This window comes from Streptomyces sp. NPDC002265, from assembly GCF_040296125.1.
In the GTDB taxonomy this organism is placed as follows: domain Bacteria; phylum Actinomycetota; class Actinomycetes; order Streptomycetales; family Streptomycetaceae; genus Streptomyces.
This window is the reverse complement of sequence record NZ_JBEOWS010000063.1, coordinates 1-23,584: the sequence shown is the minus strand read 5'-3', so window position 1 is coordinate 23,584 and position 23,584 is coordinate 1. Positions and strand designations below refer to the sequence as shown.

The window sequence follows — 23,584 nt, the reverse complement described above, 5'->3', positions numbered from 1 at the left end:
GCCGGTCAGTTCGCCGCCGAGCCGTTGTCGTCGAGCAGCTTGCGGTACCAGTCGCGCAGCTGGTCGCCGCCCTTGCTCTTCCAGTCGGACACGGCCTGCTGCATGTCGCCGATCTTCTTGCGGCCGCGGACGATGTCGTCCTCCAGCTGCTCGAAGTCGTTCATGAGGTTGGTCCAGCGGGCGGGTTCGGTGATCTGCATGCCGTAGAAGGCGGACTTCCGGGTGCAGGCGCCCATCCGCTGCTGCCACTCGACCTGGCCCCTGGCGACCTCGGGCAGATCGGGGTGGGCGATGGTCGCGGCGGGGCTGGCGACCATGACGAAGGCGTTGAGGACGTCGATGTTGCCCTGGTCGGTCTTGACCGGCAGGCCGTCCTTGACGGTGTAGTGGGTGCCTTCGACGCCGTAGTTGGTGAGCATGTACTCCTTGGTGCCGTACGGCGCCGCGGTGACGTTGGCGACGGCCAGCACGTCCCGGATCACCGACTCGGAGGCCTTCTTGTTGACGAAGGCGAAGATGCCGGCCGGGTTCTTGGCCCACAGGGTGGGTTTGCCGCCGGCGTGACCGGGGATGTCCATGCCCCAGATCCGGAAGTCCGGGTTCTGGGTGGCCTGGGCGGCGGCCTGGCCGTACCACTGGGAGATGTCCTGGTTGTAGATGAGGAACTCGCCGGCCACGAACTTGGGCGCCGGGTCGGTGGCCTGGCTCTTGCCCAGTTTGGCGTCGGGGTGGACGAGTTCCTCGGCGAACAGCTTGCGCGTCCACTCCAGCGCCTCGAGGTACTCCTGGGTCTCGATGCGGTTGACGAGCTTGCCGTCGACGAGGTTCCAGCCGAGCGACTTCTCGTCGCCGGACAGCACGCCGAACATGTTGAAGGCGGTCCACTTCATGTCCAGGCAGGCCCAGCGCTTGGCCTTGGCGTCGGTGATCTCCTTGGCCAGGGCGTGGAACTCGTCGGCGGAGGTGGGGACCTGGTACCCCTCCTTGTCGAAGACGTCCTTGCGGTAGAAGGGCACGATGCTGGTGACGTACGAGGACGGCATCGGCAGGCCGCGCAGCTTGCCGCCGAACAGGGAGCGCTGCCAGGCGTCCGTCGGGATCGCGGCGAGGTTCGGGTACTGCTTGACGGCGTCGCCGGAGAGGTAGGGCCCGAGGTCGGCGAACTTGGCGATGACGGCGCTGGGGATCTTGCCGGTCATGTTCCAGCCGGGGACGACCACCACGTCCGGTACGTCGCTGGAGGCGAGGACCGCGCCGAGCTTCTGGTCGTAGGTGTTGCCGTCCTGGTTCTGCCAGACGACGTCGACGCCGATGAGGTCGTTCATCGCCGTGTAGTAGGCGTTGTCGGCCTTCGGCGGCGAGCCCCAGAACGGGGACATGATGGAGACCTTGCCGCCCTTGCCGAGCTTCTTCGGGACCGAGGTCTTCAGCGTGGCGAGGTCGAGCTTGCCGGTGAAGCCGACCGCGGAGCCGTTGCGGGCCGCGATGTCGGGGGTCACGACGCTGCCCGCGACGAAGGCCGGCAGCAGTTTCTTGGCGTCCTTGCCCGACGTGGTGCCGTCGCGCGAGCCGCTGTCGGAGCCGCCGCAGGCGGCCAGCAGGGGCATCCCTCCCGCCACCACGGCGGTGGCGACCGCCGTCGAGGCGAGGAAGCTTCTCCGGCTCGGGGCGGAGGAGGCGGAAGCGGCGTTCGGCGTCATTGCGTCAACCCTTCGTGGCGCACCAGGACACCCGGCGGTGGCCGTCGGCTGCGGTGTCTCGAGTGGAACTGGCTGAGCCGAAGCGGATCCTCCGACCAATGCCGAGGAAAGTGCCCCTCCCGAGGGCGACCTCGCAGTCGAAGCGCTTCGATGTTGCTGCGAGGTTAGGTGAAGGGCAGGGGGTGCACAAGGGCCGCTTCCAAGATTCCTCCGAGGTATCCGGACGTCTCGACCGCTCATCCGCTGCTTGCCAAGTCGGCCACGCGCCGGACTTGTTGACGCCGAGCACCTTGACACCCGCCCCCGTGTCGAATGAGCATCGAAGCGCTTCGAAGGCGTGATGCCGCTGCCTCGCAAGGAGATCCCCACGTGACCGCACCCTCACCGTCCGCACCGCCGTTTCGCGACCAGCGGCTGCCGTTCGCGAAGCGCATCGACGATCTGCTGGGGCGGCTCACCCTCGACGAGAAGGTCTCCTTCCTGCACCAGTTCGCACCGGCCGTCCCGCGGCTGGGCATCGCCGTCTTCCGCACCGGGCAGGAGGCCCTGCACGGCGTGGCGTGGATGGGTCCGGCGACCGTGTTCCCGCAGGCCGTGGGCCTGGGCGCGACCTGGAACCCGGAGCTCGTACGACGGGTCGGCGAGGCGGTGTCCAAGGAGGCCCGCGCGATGCGCTCGCGCGACGACCGGGTAGGCCTGAACGTCTGGTCGCCGACCGTGAACCTGCTGCGCCACCCGCTGTGGGGCCGTAACGAGGAGGGCTACTCGGAGGACCCGCGGCTGACCTCGGCCATCGCGGTCGCGTACACCCGGGGGCTGCGCGGCGATCACCCGGTCTACTGGCGCACCGCGCCCGTCCTGAAGCACTGGCTCGCCCACAACAACGAGACCGCCCGGGACACCGCGTCGAGCTCCGTACGCCCGCGGGTGCTGCACGAGTACGACCTGCGGGCCTTCCGCGAGACGGTCGAGGCGGGCACGGCGGCCGGGGTGATGCCCGCCTACAACCTGGTCAACGGCCGCCCGAACCATGTCTCGCCGCTGCTGCGCGAGCAGCTGCGCGCCTGGACCGACGCCGACCTCCTGGTCTGCTCGGACGCGGGCGCCCCCTCCAACCTGGTCGACTCCGAGCACTACTTCGACAGCCACGAGGAGGCGACGGCCGCCGCCCTGCTGGCCGGTGTCGACAGCTTCACCGACCACGGCACCGACGGCCGGACGATCGTCGCGCGCGTCCATGGCGCCCTGGAACAGGGCCTGTTGACCGAGGCGGACGTGGACATCGCGGTGCGCCGCCAGCTCTCCGTCCGGTTCCGCCTGGGCGAGTTCGACCCGGACCACGACCCGCACACGGGCAGCGCCGACTTCGACACCCCGGCGCATCGCGCGCTGGCCCGGGAGAGCGCCGAGCAGGCGATCGTGCTGCTCGGCAACGACGGCCTGCTGCCCCTCGCCCCCGACACCCGCCTCGCGGTGGTCGGCCTGCTCGCCGACGAGTGCAAACTCGACTGGTACAGCGGCTCGCTCCTGCACCGCTCCACTCCCCTGGAGGCCCTGTACGAGCGGTTCGGTGCCGAGCGCGTCGAGTTCGCGGAGGGCGTGGACCGGGTGCGGCTGCGGACCTCCGCGGGGACGTTCCTGCACGTCCCCGCCCCCGACGACGCCACCGAGGACGCCGGCGCGGTGCGCGGCGCCGAGGGCGCGCTGGACCCGGCCCTGCTCGCGGGCCGCACCGATCTGCCCCCGCTCACCACCGACGTCCTCGGTACGGAACTCGCGCTGGCCGACTGGGGCGAGGGCGTCCTGACCCTGCGCGCCCCCGACGGCCGCTATCTGTCGGTCGCCGACGACGGCCGGGTCCGCGCCTCCGCCGACCGGCCCGGCGGCTGGGTGGTCCAGGAGACCTTCCGTCTCGAACCCCACGGCGACGGTCACCTCCTCAGGCACCTCGGCACCGGCCGTCCCGTGTGTGTCGCCGCCGACGGCGTACGGGTCGCCGACGGGAGCGGCACGGACCCGGAGACGTTCGAGATCGTCCTGGCCGAGCGCGGCGAGGACGCGGTGGCGCGGGTCGCCGCGCGGGCGGACGCCGTCCTGGTGGTGGCGGGCAACGACCCGCACATCAACGGCCGCGAGACCGAGGACCGTACGACGCTGCGGCTGCCCGCCCAGCAGGAGCGGCTGCTGCGCGCCGCCCGCGCCGCCAACCCGCGCACGGTGCTGGCGCTGGTCTCGGCGTACCCCTACGCGTTCGCGCCGGACGCGCTGTCCGCCGTGCTGTGGACCGCGCACGGCGGGCAGGCCGCGGGCACCGCCCTGGCCCGGGTGCTGGCCGGCGACGTCTCCCCCGCGGGCAGGCTGCCGCAGACCTGGTACGCCGACGACGCCGACCTGCCCGGCCTCCTCGACTACGACGTGATCGGCTCCCGCCAGACGTACCAGTACTTCGAGGGCACCCCGTTGTTCCCCTTCGGCCACGGGCTGTCGTACGCGTCCTTCGCCTACGCGGAGCTGTCGGCGGACGTCACGGACGGCACGGTCCGCGTCTCCTGCACGGTCACCAACACCGGTGACGTCACCGCCGACGAGGTCCCCCAGCTCTATCTGCGCGCGGTGAACCCGTCGGTGGTCCGCCCGCGCCGGGAACTGGCGGCGCACGGCAGGATCACCCTGGCGCCCGGCGCGAGCGCGCGGCCCGTCTTCGAAGTCCCCCTCTCGGCCTTCGGGTTCTGGGACGTGGCGCACGGCGGGTGGCGCGTGGAACCGGGCCCGTACGAACTGCTCGTCGGCGCCTCCAGCGAGGACGTCCGGCTGCGCACCACCGTGACGCTCGACGGCGAGCCCGCGGCACCGCGTCCGGTGCGCGAACGGGGCCTGGGCGCGGCCGACTTCGACGAGCAGAGCGGGATCGTGATCGTCGACCGTACGAAGGTGTCCGGCGACGCGGTGACGCCCGGACCGGCCGGGACCGGCGAACTGGTCTACCGCGACTGCGACTTCGGCGCGGGCGTCGACCGGGTGACGGTGACCGTGGCGGGCACGGGCACGGTCGAGGTGTCGCTCGGCGGCGGCGCGCCGCGCGCCGTGCTCGCCCTCCCCGCGCCCGGCTCCGGCCCGTACGACTACCGCACGCTCGGCGCCGACTTCGCCGCCGAGGGCGTGCGCGACCTGCGGCTCAGGCTGCGCGGCCCGCTGCGGCTCGCGCACGTCGGCTTCTCCGGCTGAGGGTCCGGAGGAGGCCGGCGCAGAGAAGGGGCCCGGCACCGAGTCGATCGGTGCCGGGCCCCTTCGGGGTGGGTGCGTGCTGTGTCAGAGGGCGAGGCCCGTGAGCACCAGGACCCGCTCGTAGGTGTAGTCGTCCATCGCGAACTTCACACCCTCGCGGCCCACGCCGGACTGCTTGGCGCCGCCGTACGGCATCTGGTCGGCGCGGTAGGAGGGCACGTCGCCGATGACGACGCCGCCGACCTCCAGGGCACGGTGGGCGCGGAAGGCGGCCTGGAGGTCGTGGGTGAACACGCCCGCCTGGAGGCCGTACTTGGAGGAGTTGACGGCGGCGAAGGCCTCGGCCTCGCCGTCCACCTTCTGCACGGTGAGGACCGGTCCGAAGACCTCCTCGCAGGCGAGGGTGGCGTCCGCCGGCACTCCGGTCAGGACGGTCGGCGCGTACGAGGCGCCTTCGCGCTTGCCGCCGGTGAGGAGAGCGGCGCCCTTGGTGACGGCCTCGTCGACCCAGGACTCCACGCGCTGTGCGGCGGCCTCGCTGACCAGCGGGCCGACGTCCGTGGTGGCGTCGGAGGGGTCACCGGTGACCTGCGCCTCGACGGCGGCGACGATACGCGGCAGCAGCCGGTCGTGGACGGCGGAGTCCACGATGACCCGCTGCACGGAGATGCAGGACTGACCGCCCTGGTAGTTGGAGAAGGTGGCGATCCGGGTCGCGGCCCAGTCGAGGTCCGCGTCGCTCGCGAAGTCCCCGAGGACGACGGCCGCGCCGTTGCCGCCCAGCTCCAGGGTGCAGTGCTTGCGCGGCACCGAGTCCATGATCGCGTAGCCGACCGTCTCGGAACCGGTGAAGGAGATGACGGGCAGGCGCTCGTCCTGGACCAGGGCGGGCATCTTGTCGTTGGCCACCGGGAGGATCGACCAGGAGCCCGCGGGCAGCTCGGTCTCGGCGAGCAGGTCGCCGATGATCAGGCCGGAGAGCGGGGTGGCGGGCGCCGGCTTGAGGATGATGGGCGCGCCGGCCGCGATCGCCGGGGCGACCTTGTGGGCGCACAGGTTCAGCGGGAAGTTGAAGGGCGCGATGCCGAGGACGACGCCCTTGGGGAAGCGCCGGGTGAGGGCCAGACGGCCCTGGCCGCCGGCGTCGGTGTCGAGGCGCTGGGCCTCGCCGCCGTTGAAGCGCCGGGCCTCCTCGGCGGCGAACCGGAACACCGAGACGGCGCGGCCGACCTCGCCGCGGGCCCACTTGATCGGCTTGCCGTTCTCGGCGGAGATGAGCTGCGCGATCTCCTCGGTCCGCTCGGCCAGACGCCGGCTGACGTGGTCGAGGGCGGCGGCGCGCACATGGGCCGGGGTGGCGGCGAACTCGTCCCGTACGGCGTACGCGGCGGCCACCGCCTCCTCTACCTGGGCGTCCGTCGGCACGCTGACCTTGGCGACGAGCCGGCCGTCCCACGGGGAGGTGACGTCGAAGCTGTCCTCGCCGGTGACCTGGCGGCCGGCGAGCCAGAAGGCGTGGCTGGCCCCCACAACATTTTCCTGGGGCATGTGCGAGTTCCCGGCCCTTCCGCTTGGAGGTTTTCTTGGCTTTCCTCCACCACGGTAGGCCCGCACGGGCGAGCGGGCGTTTGTCCGTGCAGGAGTGATGGCCGCCCAGGACGCTACGGTTTGGCACGGTCGCCCCCGCACACTCGGGCGGTTTCGGCTCGGGGTGGATCAGGGCCGGGGCGGGGCGGGTTCCGGGGCCGCCGTCGCCTTCAGGGCCAGCCACAGCTCCATCCGTACGTCCGGATCGTCCAATGACCGGCCGAGGATCTCCTCGACCCGCCGCATCCGGTACCGCAGGGTGTGCCGGTGCACGCCCAGGTCGGCCGCCGCCGCGTCCCACTGCCCGTGCCGGGACAGCCAGGCCCGGAGCGAGGCGACGAGGTCGCCGCGGCCGGTCGCGTCGTGCTCGTGCAGCGGCCGCAGCAGCCCGTCCGCGAATGCCTTCACCGCGTCGTCGGCGAGCAGCGGGACCACGGACCCCGCGGCCAGCTGCTCGTGCTCGACGAAGACCCGTCCGCGCCGCCGGGCCACGGACAGCGCCTGTTCGGCCTGCTTGTAGGCCGCCCCGGCCGCGATCGGCCCGGCCGGCGCGGACAGCCCCACGACGAGCTCGTCCTCCTCGCCGCCGGACGTCTGCTCGCGCGTCCCCGCGGCCCGCGCCGCCTCCAGAGCCGTCGCGTACTCCCCGCACGCCGCCACGGCCGCGCCCCCGTCCACCGCCAGCACCACCAGCCGCTCCCCGTCCGGGACGACGAGGACGGCCTCCCCGGCGCGCGCGGCGGCGGACTCCGCGGTCTCGGCCAGCCCGCCCAGCGGATCGCCGCCCGCCTCGGCGGCCGCGAGGGCGGCCGCCGACGGCTTGGCGGCGGCCATGCTCGCGGCCGGGTCGGAGTGCGTGCGCGCGAGTGCGGCCGAGGCGGACGCCGACTCGGCGACGATGACCCGGAAGGGCGCGTCGAGCAGCCCGCCGTAGAGGTCTCCGGCGACGGCACGGGCGTGGTCCGGCTCCCCGGCCAGGAGCATGCGCAGCACGGCCGCGCCGACCCGCTGCTCCGCCGCGTGCAACGAGCGGGAGCGCTCGGTGGTGAGGGTGAGCAGCGCGATGGCCGAGTGGACGGCGTACCGTTCGGCGGTGCCGAGCGCGGCGGCCGTGCCCACGGCGAGCGCCGCCCGCGGGCGGCGGCCGGTGCCGAGCGAGTGGAGTTCGACGCGGTCCTCGTTGCCGGGGCCGCCGACCACCGACGAGGCCGGGGCGGGCCGCTCGCGCAGCCGCTCCACGTCCGCGGTGAGCCGCGCGGCCCGGCGCAGCGCCCACTCCGGCGCGGTGGCGACGACGGCGCCCGAGGCGTCGTACAGCGCGGCCCAGCCGTCGACCTGCGCGGCGAGTGCGGCGAGCAGGCCCTCGGGGCCGGAGCTCAGGGTCTGCCTGGTCAGTTCGCGCTGGGCGGCGAAGCCCGCGGTCACGGCCCGGTACTGGTCGGCGGCGATCGCGGCGGAGACCGCCTTGCTGATGGCCAGGAACGGCGTGCGGCGCGGCACCTCCAGCAGCGGCAGCCCCTCCTGCTCGGCCGCGTCGACCAGCGCCTTGGGGATGTCGTCGTAGTTGACCCCGACGGCGAAGCCGAGCCCCACCACCCCGGCGCCCACGAGCCGCTTGACGTACCGCAGCATCGCCTCCGGATCCTCCGCGTCCAGGGTCAGCGCGGTGATCAGCAGCAGCTCCCCGCCCTCCATGTAGGGGACGGGGTCGGCGAGCTCGCTGACGTGCGCCCAGCGGACCGGCACGTCCAGGCGCTCCTCCCCGGCCCGCACGGTCAGCTTGAGTGCGGAGTGGTGGACGAGCGAGGCGAGCGTAGGGGGCATGAGGCCTTCAGGTCTGTGGGTCCGGTCCGGCACTGTCCGTACGGGTTTGGGCAGCTCCGGTGGTCACCGCGGCCTTTTGGCCGCCGCGTATGAACAACCTATGCAGATTCTGCCTCACCGTACGGTCATCGTGTGACCGTACGTTCACAGATGTGGCTCAGCGGCCACCCGCCGCCCGTGCGTCCCCCAGATCCACCAGCAGCGGCGGCGCGTGATCGCCCTTGACGGTGGTGAGCGACAGCACCGCGTGCCCCGGGGGCACCCCGTGCGCGAGTTCGGAGGCCGACCAGCGCTCGCGTTCGACCTTGCGCACGGTCACCGCCTCCGTGGTCACCGCCTTGCCCGTCACCAGCTTGCGCAGCGCGTGGATGGCGCGGGTCATCGGCTGGTCCGCGAAGACGGTGTGCTGGGCCACCTCCCGCGTCTCCACCCACTCGGTGCCCCAGGCGGCGGCGAACCTGCTGCCGTCCCAGGTCGTCACCCCGGACAGGGCCAGCCGGCAGCCGACCGCGCCGTACAGCGGCCCGTGCAGGGCCTCGGGGACGTCGGCGACGGTGCGCAGCGCGAACACCACGCCCGCGTTCTGCGAGCGCAGTCCCTGCGTACGGCGTACGGACCCGGCGGTGACCGCGCCGGTCGCGTCGTCGAGGACGAGTCCGGCGAAGTGCGCCCTGCCGGTGTCGCGCACGACCGCGGCGAACTGTGCCAGCACGAGCCGGGTGATCAGCCGGGCCGCCTCCTCGTGACCGTGCTCGGGCAGGTCGACGCGGACGCGCAGCGGATGGTGGGCCACCGCGCGCAGCGAGAACGGGCGGATCGTGTCGTCGCCCGCGCCGAAGAAGTCGGCGAAGGCGGGCCGGTCCAGCAGGGCGAGCCGATCGGCGAGGGCCGGGGCCGGGTCGGCGGGGGTGCCGGCCTGGCGGAGCCGGGCGTCGAGCTCGCGGCGCATCGCGAGGTGCCGTTCGCCCGTCAGCGCCTCGCGCAGGGCCGCCAGCGCCGTCGGCTCGCCCTCCAGCAGTTCCCGCAGCACGGGCAGGCTCGGAAACGCGCCGTACGCCGCCCGGTACGGTCCGAGCAGCTGGGCCAGGGTCGTGGCGGCCCGCTGGGCGCCGACGGTGTCCAGGTCGCCGGCCAGGGCCTCGGCGAGGAAGCCGGCGGCCTCGTCGGGATCGTCGGCCTCGGCGTAGGGGTCCAGGTCGTGGACGGAGGCGGGGTTGCCGACGCGCACCACGACGTCGAACGCCGAGTCCGGGCCGAGCGGCGTCCCGGCCGCGCAGACGGCGACCACCGCGCACCGGCCGGTCAGGGCCTGGAGGGCGAGGGACTCGACCACGGGAGCGATCACGTGCCGGGTCTTGCCGGACCCCGAGGGGCCGACGACGAGGAGCGAGGTGCCGAGCGTCTCCGGGCCGAGGGCCGCGCCCGCCCCGCCGTACGCCGGCGGGGTGCGGTCGCCGCTCGCCCACCGTCCGATGCGCACCTGTCCCGCGAGCAGGTCGTGCCGGGCGGCGCGGCCGGGCAGGTCGCGGGCGCCGGAGGGGTGGGTGAGGGCGGCGGCGCCCTGGCGCAGCACGGCGTCGGTGAAGGCCGTGAGCCGCGCCAGGCTCCTGGCCCGGTTCCAGGCGTGCTCGATCCGGGCGCAGTCCACGTCGTTCATCCGGCCGGCCTGCACCTCGGCGGTGAGGATGTCCGCCGCCTCGTGCTGCCCGGCGGCGCGCAGTTCGGGCCAGGACGCCCGGGACTCGTCCGGGGCCGGCTGCGGGGTCGCGCCCGCCTTGGTGCCGCCGCGGGCGGCGAGCCGGGTCCGCAGCAGCGGCCACCAGCCGCCGATCCTGGCGAAGGGCCACAGGACGAGCAGGGTGATCAGGGCGTAGAGGGCGTCCGTGGTCAGCGCCGAGGTGAAGACGTCGTAGCCGCCGGTGATCAGGACGACGAGGGAGAACAGGGGGTCCACGACGGGCAGGGCGTCCCAGCCGGCACCGAAGGCGCCCGGGAAGACGAAGCTCAGCGTGACCAGCGCGCCCAGGGCCGCGAGCAGGGCGCGCACGGGCTGCTCGCGCCGGGTGACCAGGTGCCGGACGATGTCGCCCCAGCTGCCCAGCCGGCCCATGGCGTAGACGAGCACGGCGAAGAAGACGCCGTCGTAGACCACCCTGGCCTCGGCGCCGTCCATGCCCTTGGGGGACGCGAGGGTGCCGCCCCACCACCAGTCGTCCGGGGTGAACAGCCGCAGCAGCGCCCACTGGTACGGCAGCGTGCCGCGGCGCCACAGGGACCACAGCAGCAGTGCGGCGACCAGCGGGACCAGCACGCCGACGACGGTGACCGGGGCCAGTCGCTGCGCGGCCCGGGCCGCCTTGGGCAGCCGGTAGCCGAGCCGCCAGATGCCGGGCCGGGCGTCCGGGCGGGGCGCGTCCAGCCAGTCGGCGACGGCCGGCCGGGTCCGCGCGCCCGGCTCGGGGGCGCGCGCGGGCGGTGGCGGCGCCGCGGGCCTGGCCGGGACGGCCGGCACCTGTGGCGGTCCCGCCGGGCGCGGCACAGGATTCGCATGCGTGCCCCGCGCGTCCTGCGTCCCGTCGCTGTCCATCGCCGTTGCCCCCTGACCAGCCGCTCCGTCCACCATCAGCGAGTCAATCTAACGCCCCCGCAAGGGGAGTTCACCGCTTACCCGGCCGGACCGCGGCAATGGCCCGGGAGGCTTCTATGTCCACGGCGGACAACCGGCGCCGCGGAAAACGCCCACATGGAGCATGCCCACCCCACCCTCCCCGTCCTAGCCTGCGAGAAAAGAGGTAAGCGTCCGAAAACGCCCGCCCGGATTCTCCGGTTTCGCAAGATCTTCAGGGAGCCCCCCATGACCGCACTTCCGCAGGAGCGCCGCGTCGTCACCGCCATCCCCGGCCCGAAGTCGCAGGAGCTTCAGGCCCGCCGTCTGGCCGCGGTGGCGGCCGGCGTGGGTTCCACGCTCCCGGTCTTCACCGCCCGCGCGGGCGGCGGCATCATCGAGGACGTCGACGGCAACCGTCTCATCGACTTCGGCTCCGGCATCGCCGTGACCTCGGTCGGCGCCTCCGCCGAGGCCGTCGTGCGCCGCGCCTCCGCGCAGCTCGCCGACTTCACCCACACCTGTTTCATGGTCACGCCCTACGAGGGTTACGTGGCGGTCGCCGAGGCCCTGGCCGAGCTCACCCCGGGTGACCACGCCAAGAAGTCCGCGCTGTTCAACAGCGGCGCCGAGGCCGTCGAGAACGCCGTGAAGATCGCCCGCGCCTACACCAAGCGCCAGGCGGTCGTCGTGTTCGACCACGGCTACCACGGCCGGACGAACCTGACCATGGCCCTGACCGCGAAGAACATGCCGTACAAGCACGGCTTCGGCCCGTTCGCGCCCGAGGTCTACCGGGTGCCCGTGGCGTACGGCTACCGCTGGCTGACCGGCCCGGAGAACGCCGGCGCCGAGGCCTCCGCCCAGGCCATCGACATGATCAACAAGCAGATCGGGGCGGAGAACGTCGCCGCGATCATCATCGAGCCGGTGCTCGGCGAGGGCGGCTTCATCGAGCCGGCCAAGGGCTTCCTGCCTGCCATCAGCAAGTTCGCCAAGGACAACGGCATCGTCTTCGTCGCGGACGAGATCCAGTCCGGCTTCTGCCGCACCGGTCAGTGGTTCGCGTGCGAGGACGAGGGCATCGTCCCGGACCTGATCACCACCGCCAAGGGCATCGCGGGCGGTCTGCCGCTCGCCGCCGTCACCGGCCGCGCCGAGATCATGGACGCCGCGCACGCGGGCGGCCTGGGCGGCACCTACGGCGGCAACCCGGTGGCCTGCGCCGGTGCGCTCGGCGCCATCGAGACGATGAAGGAGCTCGACCTCAACGCCAAGGCGAAGAACATCGAGGCCGTCATGAAGGCGCGCCTGACCGCCATGGCCGAGAAGTTCGACATCATCGGCGACGTCCGTGGCCGTGGCGCGATGATCGCCATCGAGCTGGTCAAGGACCGGACCACCAAGGAGCCGCACCCGGAGGCGGCCGCCGCGCTGGCCAAGGCCTGCCACCAGGAGGGCCTGCTGGTCCTGACCTGTGGCACCTACGGCAACGTGCTCCGTTTCCTGCCCCCGCTGGTCATCGGCGAGGACCTGCTCAACGAGGGTCTCGACATCATCGAGCAGGCCTTCGCGCGCATCTGAGCCCGGTTCCCGCACGTCTGAGGGATGAACGGCAGAGCGTGTGAAGAACGTGTGCGAGGTGGATGGCAGGACCCGGTTCCGGCTGTCCCGGGGGGATCCGCTGCCGTAGGTTCTCTCCAGATGAGAGATACACCCTCACCCGCAGGGGACTGCGGGTGACCTCAGGTCCGAGGCCTCCCCAGCTTCGACCTGGTCGTGCCCTCGCGCACACAACCGGGGTCCCGGCCCCGGATTTCCTCACCGATCGGACAGTCGCCCGCCCCAGACCCCCCGGGGCGCGCGGCCTGCCGATCCGGTCGGCCGCCTCGGAACCACCCCCCCTTGTTCCGGGGCGGCCGACCTGCACTCTGTCACCGCGCCACCGAACCGCCCCGCTCGCCTCGGCGAACGGGGCGGTTCGCGTCGTCCCGGAGCCACGCTGTTCCCGTGCTCCGGCTCGGACCTGGCAGGGTGGAGTCCATGCCGACCCGCCCGGACCCGCAGCCCGAGTGCGTTCCCGCGCCGCCGACCGCCGCAGGACCGCCGCCCGTCGCGACACCGCCGACCGTGACGACAGCGCCCGTCGCCGCGGCACAGCCGACCGTCACGACACCGCCCGTCGCCGCGGCACAACCCCTCGCCGCGACGGCGCCGGCCGGGCGGCGGCCGCGCCCGCTCCTGCTGCTCGTGCCCGGGGTGCCCGCGCTCCTGTTCGCCCTCATCACCTGGCAGGTCCTCGCCGACGGACCGCTGCTGCGCGTGGACGAACGGGTCAGCCACGCCCTGGTGCGTCCCGACCGTCTCGGCGAGCTGCTCTCCGACCTCGGCGGCGTCCCGGTCGCGGTGCCCGTCCTGGCCCTGGCCGCGGTGTACGCCGCCCGGGCGGGCCGGGCCGCGGGAGCGCCCCGCTGGTGGCTGCCGCCGCTGGCCGCGGCCGCGCTGCTGGTCCTGGTCCCGGCCATCGTCGTCCCGCTCAAGGAGTGGACGGCCCGCCCGGGCACCCCGGCCGTGCCGCCCGCGGTCGGCTACTACCCCTCCGGCCACACCGTCACCGCCGCCGTCGCCTACGGTGCCGCGACCCTGCTGCTCCTGCCCCTGCTGCGCCCCGGCCCGGCCCGCCGCGCACTGCTCGGCGGCTGCCTCGTCCTGGTGCTCGGCGTCGGCTACGGCCTGGTCCGGCGCGGCTACCACTGGCCGCTGGACGTCGTGGCCGGCTGGTGCCTGGGCACGGTGCTGCTCTTCGCGCTGTGGCGCCTTCTCCTCCGGCTGTCCTCGGGGAGCACTCCCCTGAACACCCCCCGACGGCGGCCCTAGGGCCTGTCCGGCGGATCAAGTCGCAGGAAAGCAGCGGTGCCGTATCAGCCGAGGTGAGTGGGGTCTGGTGCGTCCGGCTGCAAGGCGGAGGAGGGAGTCGACGCGGAGCGTCGGCGACCGACGACAACGCCGCAGATGGGCGTGCCAGACCCCGCGTCCGCGGCATGATCCGCCGGACAGGCCCTAACCGCCCTCCTCCATCGCCAGGCCCGCCGCCGCCTCGTGCATCGCCAGTTCCAGGAGGGCCGGGTCGGTGAGGGTGCCGGTGCCGTCCGGCGGGACCAGCCAGCGGACCTTGCCGGTGGACCTGCCCGGATACGGCACGACGATCCAGCTTCCGGCGCCGACCGTACGGATCCCGGTGCCGAGCCAGCGGGCCGCGGTGCCGGGCGGCACCAGAAAGCCGACGCGCGCGTCGCCGAAGTCGGCCAGCACCGGACCCGGCTGGTCGAGGATGCGGGTGAGCACGTCGAGCGTCCGGAGGCCGAGCTCGCCCGGCAGGATCAGTACGTCCCAGGCCTTGCCGGCCGGCAGCAGCGCGACCCCGCGGGGGTTGCGCTCCCACTCGAAGCGGCAGGCCTCGGGGTCGGGTGCGACGGATGCCAGCCAGTCGACGGCCGTCTTGGCGCCGGTCATGAGAGGACCTCCCCGTGTCTCGTGGACGCTGTCGCGTCACGAGGGAGAGGGAGGTCCCCCGCCGGCATTACGCGGGTTGCGGTTCCCCGAAGGAGTGAACCCGGTCATACCCGCCGGCCGGGCCCGGGCCTGTGGGGGCCCGCCGCCGGTCAGCTGTCGAAGCCGAGGCCCAGCCGGTCCATCGTCTTCAGCCACAGGTTGCGCCGGCCGGCGTGCGCGTCGGCCCGTGCCAGCGACCACTTGGTGAGCGCGATCCCGGTCCAGGCGAACGGCTCCGGCGGGAAGGGCAGCGGCTTCCTTCGCACCATCGCCAGTTCCGTGCGCTCGGTCCGCTCGCCCGCCAGCAGGTCCAGCATCACGTCGGCGCCGAACCGGGTCGCGCCGACGCCCAGCCCCGTGAAGCCGGCCGCATAGGCGACCTTCCCCTGGTGGGCCGTGCCGAAGAAGGCCGAGAAGCGCGAGCAGGTGTCGATCGCGCCGCCCCACGCGTGGGTGAAGCGGACGCCCTCCAGCTGCGGGAAACAGGTGAAGAAGTGCCCGGCGAGCTTGGCGTACGTCTCCGGCCGGTCCTCGTACTCGGCGCGCACCCGGCCGCCGTACGGATAGATCGCGTCGTAGCCGCCCCACAGGATCCGGTTGTCCGCCGACAGCCGGAAGTAGTGGAACTGGTTCGCCGAGTCCCCGAGGCCCTGCCGGTTCTTCCAGCCGACCGACGCCAGGAGGGCGTCGGTCAGCGGCTCGGTCATCAGGGCGTAGTCGTAGACCGGCACGGTGTACGCCCGTACCCGCTTGACCAGGCTCGGGAAGATGTTCGTCCCCAGTGCCACCCGGCGGGCGCGGACCTCGCCGTACGGGGTGCCCACGGCCATGCCGGCGCCGTACGGCTTCAGGGTCAGGGCGGGGGTGTGCTCGTAGATCCGTACGCCCGACTCCAGGCAGGCCTTCTTCAGGCCCCAGGCCAGCTTGGCCGGGTCGACCATGGCCACGCCCCGGCGGTCCCACAGACCGGCCTGGAAGGTCGGCGAGGCGACCTGCTCGCGCACGGCGTCGGCGTCCAGGAACTCGATGCCGTCGGCGAGACCCTTGCGCTCCAGCTCCGTGTACCAGTCGCGCAGTTCCCACGCCTGGTACGTCTCGGTGGCGACGTCGATCTCGCCGGTGCGCTCGAAGTCGCAGTCGAGGGAGTAGCGGGCGACCGCCTTCTCGATCTCGTCGAGGTTGCGGGCGCCCAGCTCCTCCAGCTTGTGGATCTCGTCCGGCCAGCGGGTGAGGCCGTTGGGCAGGCCGTGCGTGAGGGAGGCGGCACAGAAGCCGCCGTTGCGGCCCGAGGCGGCCCAGCCCACCTCACGGCCTTCCAGCAGCACCACGTCACGGTGCGGATCGCGTTCCTTGGCGATCAGCGCGGTCCACAGTCCGCTGTAGCCGCCGCCGACGACCAGCAGATCGCAGGTCTCGGGGCCGGTGAGCGCGGGCTCGGGGTGGGGCTTGCCGGGGTCTTCGAGCCAGTACGGGACCGGCTGTGCTTCGGAAAGAGACTTTGTCCACCGGGTCATGGCGCTTGGGGCCATGATTTCAACTCCCTACGAAGGGTCTATCGAAACGGGATCACCGCGAAAGGCTTATGCCTTTTGCCTGCCGCGGCGGTTTCCGATGAGCATGGAAACCAGGACGAACAGTACGGCGAGCAGGAACATGGCCGTACCGATGACATTGATCTGGACGGGCGTGCCGCGCTGTGCCGAACCCCAGACGAACATGGGGAACGTGACGGTCGAACCCGCGTTGAAATTGGTGATGATGAAATCGTCGAAGGAGAGCGCGAAGGACAGCAGCGCGCCGGCGGCGATTCCGGGGGCCGCGATGGGCAGGGTGACCCGCAGGAACGTCTGCACCGGTCCGGCGTAGAGGTCCTGGGCCGCCTGCTCCAGACGCGGGTCCATCGACATCACGCGCGCCTTGACCGCGGTGACGACGAAGCTGAGGCAGAACATGATGTGGGCGATCAGGATCGTCCAGAAGCCGAGCTGGGCGCCCATGTTGAGGAACAGGGTGAGCAGCGAGGCGGCCATGACGACCTCGGGCATCGCCATCGGCAGGAAGATCAGCGAGTTCACCGCGCCGCGGGCGCGGAAGCGGTAGCGGACCAGCGCGAAGGCGATCATCGTGCCCAGGACGGTGGCGCCGATCGTCGCCCAGAAGGCGATCTGGAGGCTGAGCGACAGCGAGCCGCACATGTCGGCGACGCCGCACGGATCCTTCCAGGCGTCCGTGGAGAACTGCTGCCACTGGTAGTTGAAGCGGCCCTTCGGTTTGTTGAAGGAGAACACCGTGACGACGATGTTCGGCAGCAGCAGATAGGAGAGCGTCAGCAGTCCCGCGATGACCACGAGATGGCGCTTGAGCCAGTTGACGAAGGGCATTTAGACCAGATCCTCCGTCCCGGACCTGCGGATGTAGAAAGTGACCATGAGGAGAATCGCGGCCATGAGGATGAAGGACAGCGCCGCGGCCGTCGGATAGTCGAGAATGCGCAGGAACTGCGTCTGGATGACGTTTCCGATCATGCGGGTGTCGGTGGAGCCGAGCAGTTCGGCGTTGACGTAGTCGCCGGCCGCCGGGATGAAGGTCAGCAGCGTGCCGGAGACCACCCCGGGCATCGACAGCGGGAAGGTGACCTTGCGGAAGGTCGTGACCGGCCTGGCGTACAGGTCGCCCGCCGCCTCGTGCAGCCGTCCGTCGATGCGCTCCAGCGAGGTGTAGAGCGGCAGGATCATGAACGGCAGGAAGTTGTACGTCAGACCGCACACCACCGCCAGCGGGGTGGCCAGGACGCGGTCGCCGGCCGTCCAGCCGAGCCAGCTGGTGACGTCCAGGACGTGCAGCGTGTTCAGGGCACCGACGACCGGTCCGCCGTCCGCGAGGATCGTCTTCCAGGCGAGGGTGCGGATCAGGAAGCTGGTGAAGAACGGCGCGATCACCAGGATCATGATCAGGTTGCGCCAGCGGCCCGCGCGGAAGGCGATCAGGTACGCCAGCGGGTAGCCCAGCACCAGGCACAGCACGGTGGCGGCGCCCGCGTAGAAGACCGACCTCAGGAACTGCGGCCAGTACTCGCTCAGCGCGTCCCAGTAGGTCGCGAAGTGCCAGGTGACCTTGTAGCCCTCCTCCAGGGAGCCCGTCTGCACGGAGGTGGAGCCCTGGTAGATCATCGGCAGCGCGAAGAAGACGAGGAGCCAAAGGAGTCCGGGCAGCAGCAGCCAGTACGGGACGAGGCGGCCCCGCTTCTTCGGCGGCTTCGGGTCGGGCTGCGGCGCGAGCGGTGGCGCCGCCTCGGCCTCGGTGACGGTTGCCATCAGGCGGCCTCCTCCTCGGCCGTCTCGACGCCCGCGTCGATGTCCTGAGCTGCGTCGAGGCCGAAGGTGTGCTCCGGGTTCCAGTGCAGGACGACCTCGGCGCCGGGCGCGAGCCGGGAGTCGCGGTCGATGTTCTGGACGTAGACCTCGAACTCGGGGCAGACGGGGCTGTCGATGACGTACTGCGTGGAGACCCCGATGAAGCTGGACTGCGCGATCCTGCCGGTGACGCGGTTGCGGCCGTCGGGTATCGCGTCCGCCTCGTCGGCGTGGACGAGGGAGATCTTCTCCGGGCGGACCCCGACGAGCACCTTGCCGCCGGTCGCCGTGGGCGCGGAACAGCGCGCCTCGGGCAGGACGAGCCTGCCGCCGCCGGCCTTCAGGACGATCTCGGCGCCGGACTTGGCGTCGACCTCGGCCTCGATGAGGTTGGAGGTGCCGAGGAAGTTCGCGACGAACGTCGTCTGCGGGTTCTCGTAGAGGTCGGCGGGCGAGCCGAGCTGCTCGACCCGGCCCGCGTTCATCACCGCGACCGTGTCGGCCATGGTCATGGCCTCCTCCTGGTCGTGGGTGACGTGGACGAAGGTGATGCCCACCTCGGTCTGGATCCGCTTGAGCTCCAACTGCATCTGGCGGCGCAGCTTGAGGTCGAGGGCGCCGAGCGGCTCGTCGAGCAGCAGCACCTTGGGGTGGTTGATCAGCGCGCGGGCCACCGCGACGCGCTGCTGCTGGCCGCCGGAGAGCTGGTGGGGTTTCTTGCGCGCCTGCTCGCCGAGCTGGACGAGGTCGAGCATCTCCTCGACCTGCTTCTTGACGCTCTTGATCCCGCGCCGGCGCAGGCCGAAGGCGACGTTCTCGAAGATGTCCAGGTGCGGGAAGAGGGCGTACGACTGGAAGACGGTGTTCACCGGCCGCTTGTACGGCGGCAGGTGGGTCACCTCCTGGTCGCCGAGGTGCACGGTGCCGGAGGAAGGTTCCTCCAGACCGGCGATCATGCGCAGGGTGGTGGTCTTGCCGCAGCCCGAGGCGCCGAGCAGGGCGAAGAAGGAGCCCTGCGGCACGGTCAGGTCGAGCGGGTGCACGGCGGTGAAGGAGCCGTAGGTCTTGCTGATCCCGGTGAGGCGGACGTCGCCGCTGTTCTCTGTCGTCATCATCGTCACGCCCCTGTGAGCTTCGCGAACTTCTCTTCGTAGGCCGTCTCTTCCTTCTGGCTCAGCGCGCGGAAGGAATGGGACCTGGCCTGCATGGCCTTGTCGGGGACGATCAGCGGGTTGTTCGCCGCGTCCTCGTCGATCTTGGCAAGGTAGGGCTTCACGCCTTCCACCGGAGTCGCGTAGTTGATGTACGCGGCGAGCGCGGCGGCCTGCTCCGGCTCGTAGTAGAAGTCGATCAGCCGCTCGGCGTTCGTCTTGTGACGCGCCTTGTTGGGCACCAGCAGGTTGTCGGTCGACGTCATGTAGCCGCTGTCGGGGATGACGAAGTCGACGTCCGGGCTGTCGTTCTTGAGCTGGACGATGTCGCCGGCCCAGGCGACGCAGGCCGCGATGTCGCCCTTGGTGAGGTCGGAGGTGTAGTCGTTGCCGGTGAAGCGGCGGATCTGGCCGTTGTCGACGGCCTTCTGGAGCCGGGCTATGGCGGCGTCGAAGTCGTCGTCGGTGAACTTCGCCGGGTCCTTGCCCATGTCCAGCAGCGTCATGCCCATGGTGTCGCGCATCTCGGACAGGAACGAGACGCGGCCCTTGAGCTTGGGGTTGTCGAGGAGGTCGGAGACCGACTTCACCTCGATGCCGTCGAGCGCCTTCTTGTTGAAGGCGACGATGGTGGGGATGCCCTGCCACGGGTACGAGTAGGCGCGTCCCGGGTCCCAGTCGGGGTTGCGGAACTGCGGCGACAGGTTGGTGTAGGCGTGCGGCAGGTTCGAGGGGTCCAGCTTCTGGACCCAGCCCAGGCGGATCACGCGCGCGGCCAGCCAGTCGGTGAGGACGATCAGGTCGCGGCCGGTGTCCTGGCCCGCGGCGAGCTGCGGCTTGATCTTCGCGAAGAACTCGTTGTTGTCGTTGATGTCCTCGGTGTACTTCACCGAGATTCCGGTCCGCCTGCGGAACGTCTCCAGCGTCGGGTGGTGCTTGCCGCTGTCGTCGAGGTCGATGTACTCGGTCCAGTTGGAGAAGTTGAGGGTCTTCTCCGTGGCCGAGTGGTCCTCTGCCGAGGTACCGCCCTGCGTCTTGCCGGCCGCGGGGATCCCGCAGCCGCTCAGCGCCCCGATTCCGCCGACCGCGAGCGCGCCGCCCGCGGAGGCGCGCAGCAGCGAACGGCGGGTCATGGCTGCCCTGCCGTTGCGGAGGCTGCGCCGCATGGCGGCCGTCTGGGCCGGGGTCAGGCGGTCGGGCTCGTACTGCTCCATGCGCGTGGTGCCCTTTCGGGAGGATGGGCGGCCGCGGGTCAGGCGGCCTGGTTTCTCACTCGGCGACGGCCGTTCGTCTCGGGTGTCCGGCCGTCGCGTATCCGGCTACCGCCGGGCGGCGGTCACGGCCGGTCCCCGAAGACGGTGCGGTGCCAGTCCTTCCCGGCCACCGCGGTGTTGTCGAACATGACGTGCTTGACCTGGGTGTATTCCTCAAACGAGTACGCGGACATGTCCTTGCCGAAGCCGGACTGCTTGTATCCGCCGTGCGGCATCTCACTGATGATCGGAATGTGGTCGTTGACCCACACGCAGCCCGCCTTGATCTCACGGGTGGCCCGGTTCGCCCGGTAGACGTCCCGGCTCCACGCCGAGGCGGCAAGGCCGTACGGGGTGTCGTTGGCCAACCGGAGGCCCTCATCATCACTGTCGAACGGCAGAACGACCAGTACCGGACCGAAGATCTCCGACTGGACGATCTCGCTGTCCTGCGCGGCGTCCGCGACAAGGGTGGGACGATAGTACGCGCCGTCCGCGAGATCCCCCGCGGGAATCTCGCCGCCGGTGACCACGCGCGCGTAGGCGCGGGCCCGGTCGACGAACCCGGCGACGCGGTCGCGCTGGACGTGCGAGATCAGCGGACCGAGGTCGGTGCCGGGGGCGAACGGGTCGCCGAGCCGTACGGTCTCCATCAGTTCGGCCGTGCGCGCGACGAACGCCTCGTACAGCGGGCGCTGCACGTACGCGCGCGTGGCGGCCGTGCAGTCCTGGCCCGTGTTGATGAGGGCGCCCGCGACGGCGCCGTTGGCGGCGGCCTCCAGGTCGGCGTCGTCGAAGACGACGAAGGGGGCCTTGCCGCCCAGCTCCAGGTGGATCCGCTTGACGGTGGCGGTCGCGATCTCGGCGACCCGCTTGCCGACGGCGGTGGAACCGGTGAAGGAGGTCATGGCCACGTCGGGGTGGGCGACGAGGTGCTCGCCCGCCTCCAGGCCGGTGCCGGTGACGATGTTGACGACCCCGTCCGGCAGTCCGGCGTCGGTCGCCGCCTGGGCGAAGAGCAGTGCGGTCAGCGGAGTGAGCTCGGCCGGCTTCAGCACGATGGTGTTGCCCGCGGCGATCGCCGGGAGGATCTTCCAGGCGGCCATCTGGAGCGGATAGTTCCAGGGCGCGATGGAGCCGACCACACCGATCGCCTCGCGGCGGACGTACGACGTGTGGTCGCCGGAGTACTCGCCCGCGGACTGCCCCTGGAGATGCCGGGCGGCACCGGCGAAGAAGGCCGTGTTGTCGATGGTTCCCGGGACGTCGAACTCGCGGGTCAGCTTGAGCGGTTTGCCGCACTGGAGCGACTCGGCGCGCGCGAAGTCCTCGGCGCGCTCGGCGAGTACGGCGGCGAAACGGTGCAGCGCCTCGGAGCGTTCGCCGGGCGTGGCACCGGACCAGCCGGGGAACGCCTCGCGCGCGGCGGCGACGGCCGCGTCCACGTCGTCGGGTCCGGCCAGTTCGAAGGTGTAGACCTCCTCACCGGTGGCGGGGTCGACGACCGCGTGGGTGCGACCGGAGGTGCCCTTGGTCAGACGGCCGGCGATGAACTGCGCACCGTCCGCCAGGCGTTCCTGGGCGGGAAACCGGTCCGGGGTGGCGTTGGCTGTGCCCGGGTTCTGCATGTCGCTCTCCTCCGCCGTGGGCCCGCTCGTACCGGTCGTACGGGGGGCGGGTGGCGTAGCTCCAGCTCGATTTGAGTGCCGATCCTGACAGAGCTAAAGGACTCCAACAAGTGATTCCGTTGTTGCCTTTTGGTTACGCGACGGAATCTGTCGACCAGGTGTCGAGTCGGCACGGAAAAGGAAGGACGGAGTGTCAGTGGTACCTGCCAGACTCGCGTGCATGGGAAAGATCGATTCTTGGGAGACCCTGGTCAGGGAGGTCCACGCGGGGGCGAGGATCAAATATCTGCGGTTCTGGGGCCACCGCCCCCAACCCGACGGCCGGCTCGGGGCGAGCTGCCTGAGCCAGTGGTGGCCGTCACCGTTCGTGGTCGAGGGCGTCGCCTACGCGACCGCCGAGCACTGGATGATGGCCGGCAAGGCACGGCTCTTCGGCGACCCGGAGGCGGAGCGGCTCGTCCTGGCCGCCGGGCACCCCGCACAGGCGAAGAAGGCCGGGCGGCTGGTGCGCGGCTTCGACGGGACGGTGTGGGAACGCGAGCGGTTCCGGATCGTGGTCGAGGGCAGCGTCCACAAGTTCGGCTCCGACCCCGGACTGCGGCACTTCCTGCTGGGCACGGGCGAGCGGGTCCTGGTGGAGGCGAGTCCGGTCGACCGGATCTGGGGCATCGGCCTCGCCGCGGACGACGAGGCGGCGGCGGACCCGCGGCGGTGGCGAGGGCCGAACCTGCTGGGATTCGCGCTGATGGAGGCCCGGGAGCGGATACGGGCACAGGTGAGCACGGAACCGGGCGCGAGGGCATAGGGCCCCCGCGCCGCCTCGGCCGGGATCGGGGACGGGATCGGAGAGCCGGATCAGGCGGCCGGCTCAGAGGGCGGGATCGGGGGCGGCATCAGGGGGCGACGAACATCAGGACGATCATTCCGATGCCGAGGAAGATGCCCACACCACCGCAGATGGCACCGGCCAGGGCCTGGCCCCCGTTCGTGGCCTCACCCCGCTTGGCCTTCCTGCGGCCGATCAGGCCGAAGATCAGTCCGAGGACGCCCATGATGATGGCGATGGGCCAGAGGCAGAACACGATGGCCGACAGGATGCCCAGCACCAGACCTGCGGTGCCCATCCCGTTGTCCGCCATGGGCGGCATACCGGGCCAGCCGTAGTAGCCGGGGAGGCCGGGAGTGCCCGGGGCCTGCGGTCCGTGGGCGCCGCCGTAGCCCGGCTGCGCCGGATAGCCGTAGCCGCCGGGGTAGCCGTACGGCGTCCGGCCGGGGCCGTCCGGAGCGATGGGCGGCGGCGGGACCGGCTCACCGCCCTGGACCGGAGGCGCGAAGGGGTTGCCGGGAGCACCGGCCGGACCGCCCGCCGTCGCCCCGGGGTACGGCGGCGGATAGGCGCCGGCCGGACCGCCGGGCCCGGCCGGGGAGGGGGCGGCCGGGGAGGGCGGGGCGAACGGACCGGTCCACGGCTGGTCCGTCCCGGCGCCGGGTACCGCGGGATGCGTTCCGCCCGGGCCGGCGAACGGCGCGCCGGGCACCGTGACATTGCCGGCGTCGGGCATGGTCACGGCCGTCTGCCGGTCGTGACCGGCCGGCGGGGCGGGAGCGGGCCAGGTGGGCGTCGCGACGGTGTGGCCGGGTCCGTCGCCGACGGCCGGGGCCGTCGGCGGTGCCCAGGGGTTCGCCGCACCGGTCCCGGCGGCTTC

Annotated in this window: 16 protein-coding genes; 4 read left to right on the top strand and 12 right to left on the bottom strand. The window is 72.0% G+C overall.

From position 1 onward, the window contains the following. Positions 1 to 5: 5 nt before the first annotated feature. Positions 6 to 1,700 carry an extracellular solute-binding protein gene (locus tag ABT085_RS14285; protein WP_351606229.1) on the bottom strand — a complete coding sequence of 565 codons (1,695 nt, stop codon included), beginning with the start codon at positions 1,698 to 1,700 and terminating at the stop codon, positions 6 to 8. Positions 1,701 to 2,069: 369 nt separating this feature from the next. Between ABT085_RS14285 and ABT085_RS14280 the strand changes: the two genes are divergently transcribed. Next, entirely contained in the window at positions 2,070 to 4,925 is a 2,856-nt protein-coding gene (locus ABT085_RS14280) for a glycoside hydrolase family 3 C-terminal domain-containing protein (protein ID WP_351606227.1), read from the top strand. 84 nt (positions 4,926 to 5,009) lie between these two features. Here ABT085_RS14280 and ABT085_RS14275 read toward each other — a convergent pair whose 3' ends face one another. The 3 genes from ABT085_RS14275 to ABT085_RS14265 form a co-directional block, all read right to left on the bottom strand. Beyond that, a complete protein-coding gene (locus tag ABT085_RS14275; RefSeq protein WP_351606225.1) occupies positions 5,010 to 6,455 on the bottom strand; it encodes an aldehyde dehydrogenase family protein in 1,446 nt (481 codons plus the stop codon). A 186-nt stretch (positions 6,456 to 6,641) separates the two neighbouring features. Then, the gene (locus ABT085_RS14270; RefSeq protein WP_351606223.1) at positions 6,642 to 8,336 is read right to left on the bottom strand and encodes a PucR family transcriptional regulator; all 1,695 of its coding nucleotides are present in this window, start codon (positions 8,334 to 8,336) and stop codon (positions 6,642 to 6,644) included. Positions 8,337 to 8,493: 157 nt separating this feature from the next. After that, positions 8,494 to 10,923 (bottom strand): type IV secretory system conjugative DNA transfer family protein, encoded by a 2,430-nt coding sequence (locus ABT085_RS14265; protein WP_351606221.1) that lies wholly within the window; start codon positions 10,921 to 10,923, stop codon positions 8,494 to 8,496. A gap of 267 nt (positions 10,924 to 11,190) precedes the next feature. On the opposite strand from ABT085_RS14265, the gene gabT reads away from it, so the two are divergent. Beyond that, on the top strand, positions 11,191 to 12,525 hold the full coding sequence (gene gabT, locus ABT085_RS14260) for a 4-aminobutyrate--2-oxoglutarate transaminase (protein ID WP_351606218.1): 1,335 nt from the start codon (positions 11,191 to 11,193) through the stop codon (positions 12,523 to 12,525). A 459-nt stretch (positions 12,526 to 12,984) separates the two neighbouring features. Continuing rightward, entirely contained in the window at positions 12,985 to 13,818 is an 834-nt protein-coding gene (locus tag ABT085_RS14255; protein WP_351606214.1) for a phosphatase PAP2 family protein, read from the top strand. Between the two features lie 183 nt (positions 13,819 to 14,001). Here the strand turns inward: ABT085_RS14255 and ABT085_RS14250 are convergent, their stop codons facing one another. From ABT085_RS14250 to ABT085_RS14220, 7 genes are all read right to left on the bottom strand, one after another. Continuing rightward, positions 14,002 to 14,454, bottom strand: a complete 453-nt coding sequence (locus ABT085_RS14250; RefSeq protein WP_351606211.1) for a bifunctional DNA primase/polymerase — start codon at positions 14,452 to 14,454, stop codon at positions 14,002 to 14,004. A gap of 149 nt (positions 14,455 to 14,603) precedes the next feature. Further along, entirely contained in the window at positions 14,604 to 16,022 is a 1,419-nt protein-coding gene (locus ABT085_RS14245; protein ID WP_351606208.1) for an NAD(P)/FAD-dependent oxidoreductase, read from the bottom strand. A gap of 51 nt (positions 16,023 to 16,073) precedes the next feature. Then, positions 16,074 to 16,874, bottom strand: coding sequence for an ABC transporter permease (locus ABT085_RS14240; protein ID WP_351606205.1), 801 nt, complete (start codon positions 16,872 to 16,874; stop codon positions 16,074 to 16,076). Next, on the bottom strand, positions 16,875 to 17,807 hold the full coding sequence (locus ABT085_RS14235) for an ABC transporter permease (RefSeq protein WP_351606203.1): 933 nt from the start codon (positions 17,805 to 17,807) through the stop codon (positions 16,875 to 16,877). Further along, positions 17,807 to 18,958, bottom strand: coding sequence for an ABC transporter ATP-binding protein (locus ABT085_RS14230; protein WP_351606247.1), 1,152 nt, complete (start codon positions 18,956 to 18,958; stop codon positions 17,807 to 17,809). Before ABT085_RS14230 ends, ABT085_RS14235 begins: the two co-directional genes overlap by 1 nt. Positions 18,959 to 18,963: 5 nt before the next feature. Then, on the bottom strand, positions 18,964 to 20,211 hold the full coding sequence (locus ABT085_RS14225; protein ID WP_351606201.1) for an ABC transporter substrate-binding protein: 1,248 nt from the start codon (positions 20,209 to 20,211) through the stop codon (positions 18,964 to 18,966). A gap of 122 nt (positions 20,212 to 20,333) precedes the next feature. Beyond that, on the bottom strand, positions 20,334 to 21,878 hold the full coding sequence (locus ABT085_RS14220; protein ID WP_351606199.1) for a gamma-aminobutyraldehyde dehydrogenase: 1,545 nt from the start codon (positions 21,876 to 21,878) through the stop codon (positions 20,334 to 20,336). A gap of 220 nt (positions 21,879 to 22,098) precedes the next feature. On the opposite strand from ABT085_RS14220, the gene ybiA reads away from it, so the two are divergent. Next, on the top strand, positions 22,099 to 22,683 hold the full coding sequence (ybiA, locus tag ABT085_RS14215; RefSeq protein ID WP_351606197.1) for a riboflavin biosynthesis intermediates N-glycosidase: 585 nt from the start codon (positions 22,099 to 22,101) through the stop codon (positions 22,681 to 22,683). An 88-nt stretch (positions 22,684 to 22,771) separates the two neighbouring features. Here ybiA and ABT085_RS14210 read toward each other — a convergent pair. After that, on the bottom strand, positions 22,772 to 23,584 hold an 813-nt coding region (locus ABT085_RS14210; RefSeq protein WP_351606194.1), incomplete at its 5' end, for a DUF4190 domain-containing protein.

Coding starts and splice junctions, on each gene's coding strand:
- ABT085_RS14230 (WP_351606247.1), bottom strand. CDS start 18,958: ATGACGACAGAGAACAGCGGCGACGTCCGCCTCACCGGGATCAGCAAG.
- ABT085_RS14220 (WP_351606199.1), bottom strand. CDS start 21,878: ATGCAGAACCCGGGCACAGCCAACGCCACCCCGGACCGGTTTCCCGCC.
- ABT085_RS14250 (WP_351606211.1), bottom strand. CDS start 14,454: ATGACCGGCGCCAAGACGGCCGTCGACTGGCTGGCATCCGTCGCACCC.
- ABT085_RS14255 (WP_351606214.1), top strand. CDS start 12,985: ATGCCGACCCGCCCGGACCCGCAGCCCGAGTGCGTTCCCGCGCCGCCG.
- ABT085_RS14245 (WP_351606208.1), bottom strand. CDS start 16,022: ATGGCCCCAAGCGCCATGACCCGGTGGACAAAGTCTCTTTCCGAAGCA.
- ABT085_RS14235 (WP_351606203.1), bottom strand. CDS start 17,807: ATGGCAACCGTCACCGAGGCCGAGGCGGCGCCACCGCTCGCGCCGCAG.
- ABT085_RS14285 (WP_351606229.1), bottom strand. CDS start 1,700: ATGACGCCGAACGCCGCTTCCGCCTCCTCCGCCCCGAGCCGGAGAAGC.
- ABT085_RS14225 (WP_351606201.1), bottom strand. CDS start 20,211: ATGGAGCAGTACGAGCCCGACCGCCTGACCCCGGCCCAGACGGCCGCC.
- gabT (WP_351606218.1), top strand. CDS start 11,191: ATGACCGCACTTCCGCAGGAGCGCCGCGTCGTCACCGCCATCCCCGGC.
- ABT085_RS14265 (WP_351606221.1), bottom strand. CDS start 10,923: ATGGACAGCGACGGGACGCAGGACGCGCGGGGCACGCATGCGAATCCT.
- ABT085_RS14270 (WP_351606223.1), bottom strand. CDS start 8,336: ATGCCCCCTACGCTCGCCTCGCTCGTCCACCACTCCGCACTCAAGCTG.
- ybiA (WP_351606197.1), top strand. CDS start 22,099: ATGGGAAAGATCGATTCTTGGGAGACCCTGGTCAGGGAGGTCCACGCG.
- ABT085_RS14240 (WP_351606205.1), bottom strand. CDS start 16,874: ATGCCCTTCGTCAACTGGCTCAAGCGCCATCTCGTGGTCATCGCGGGA.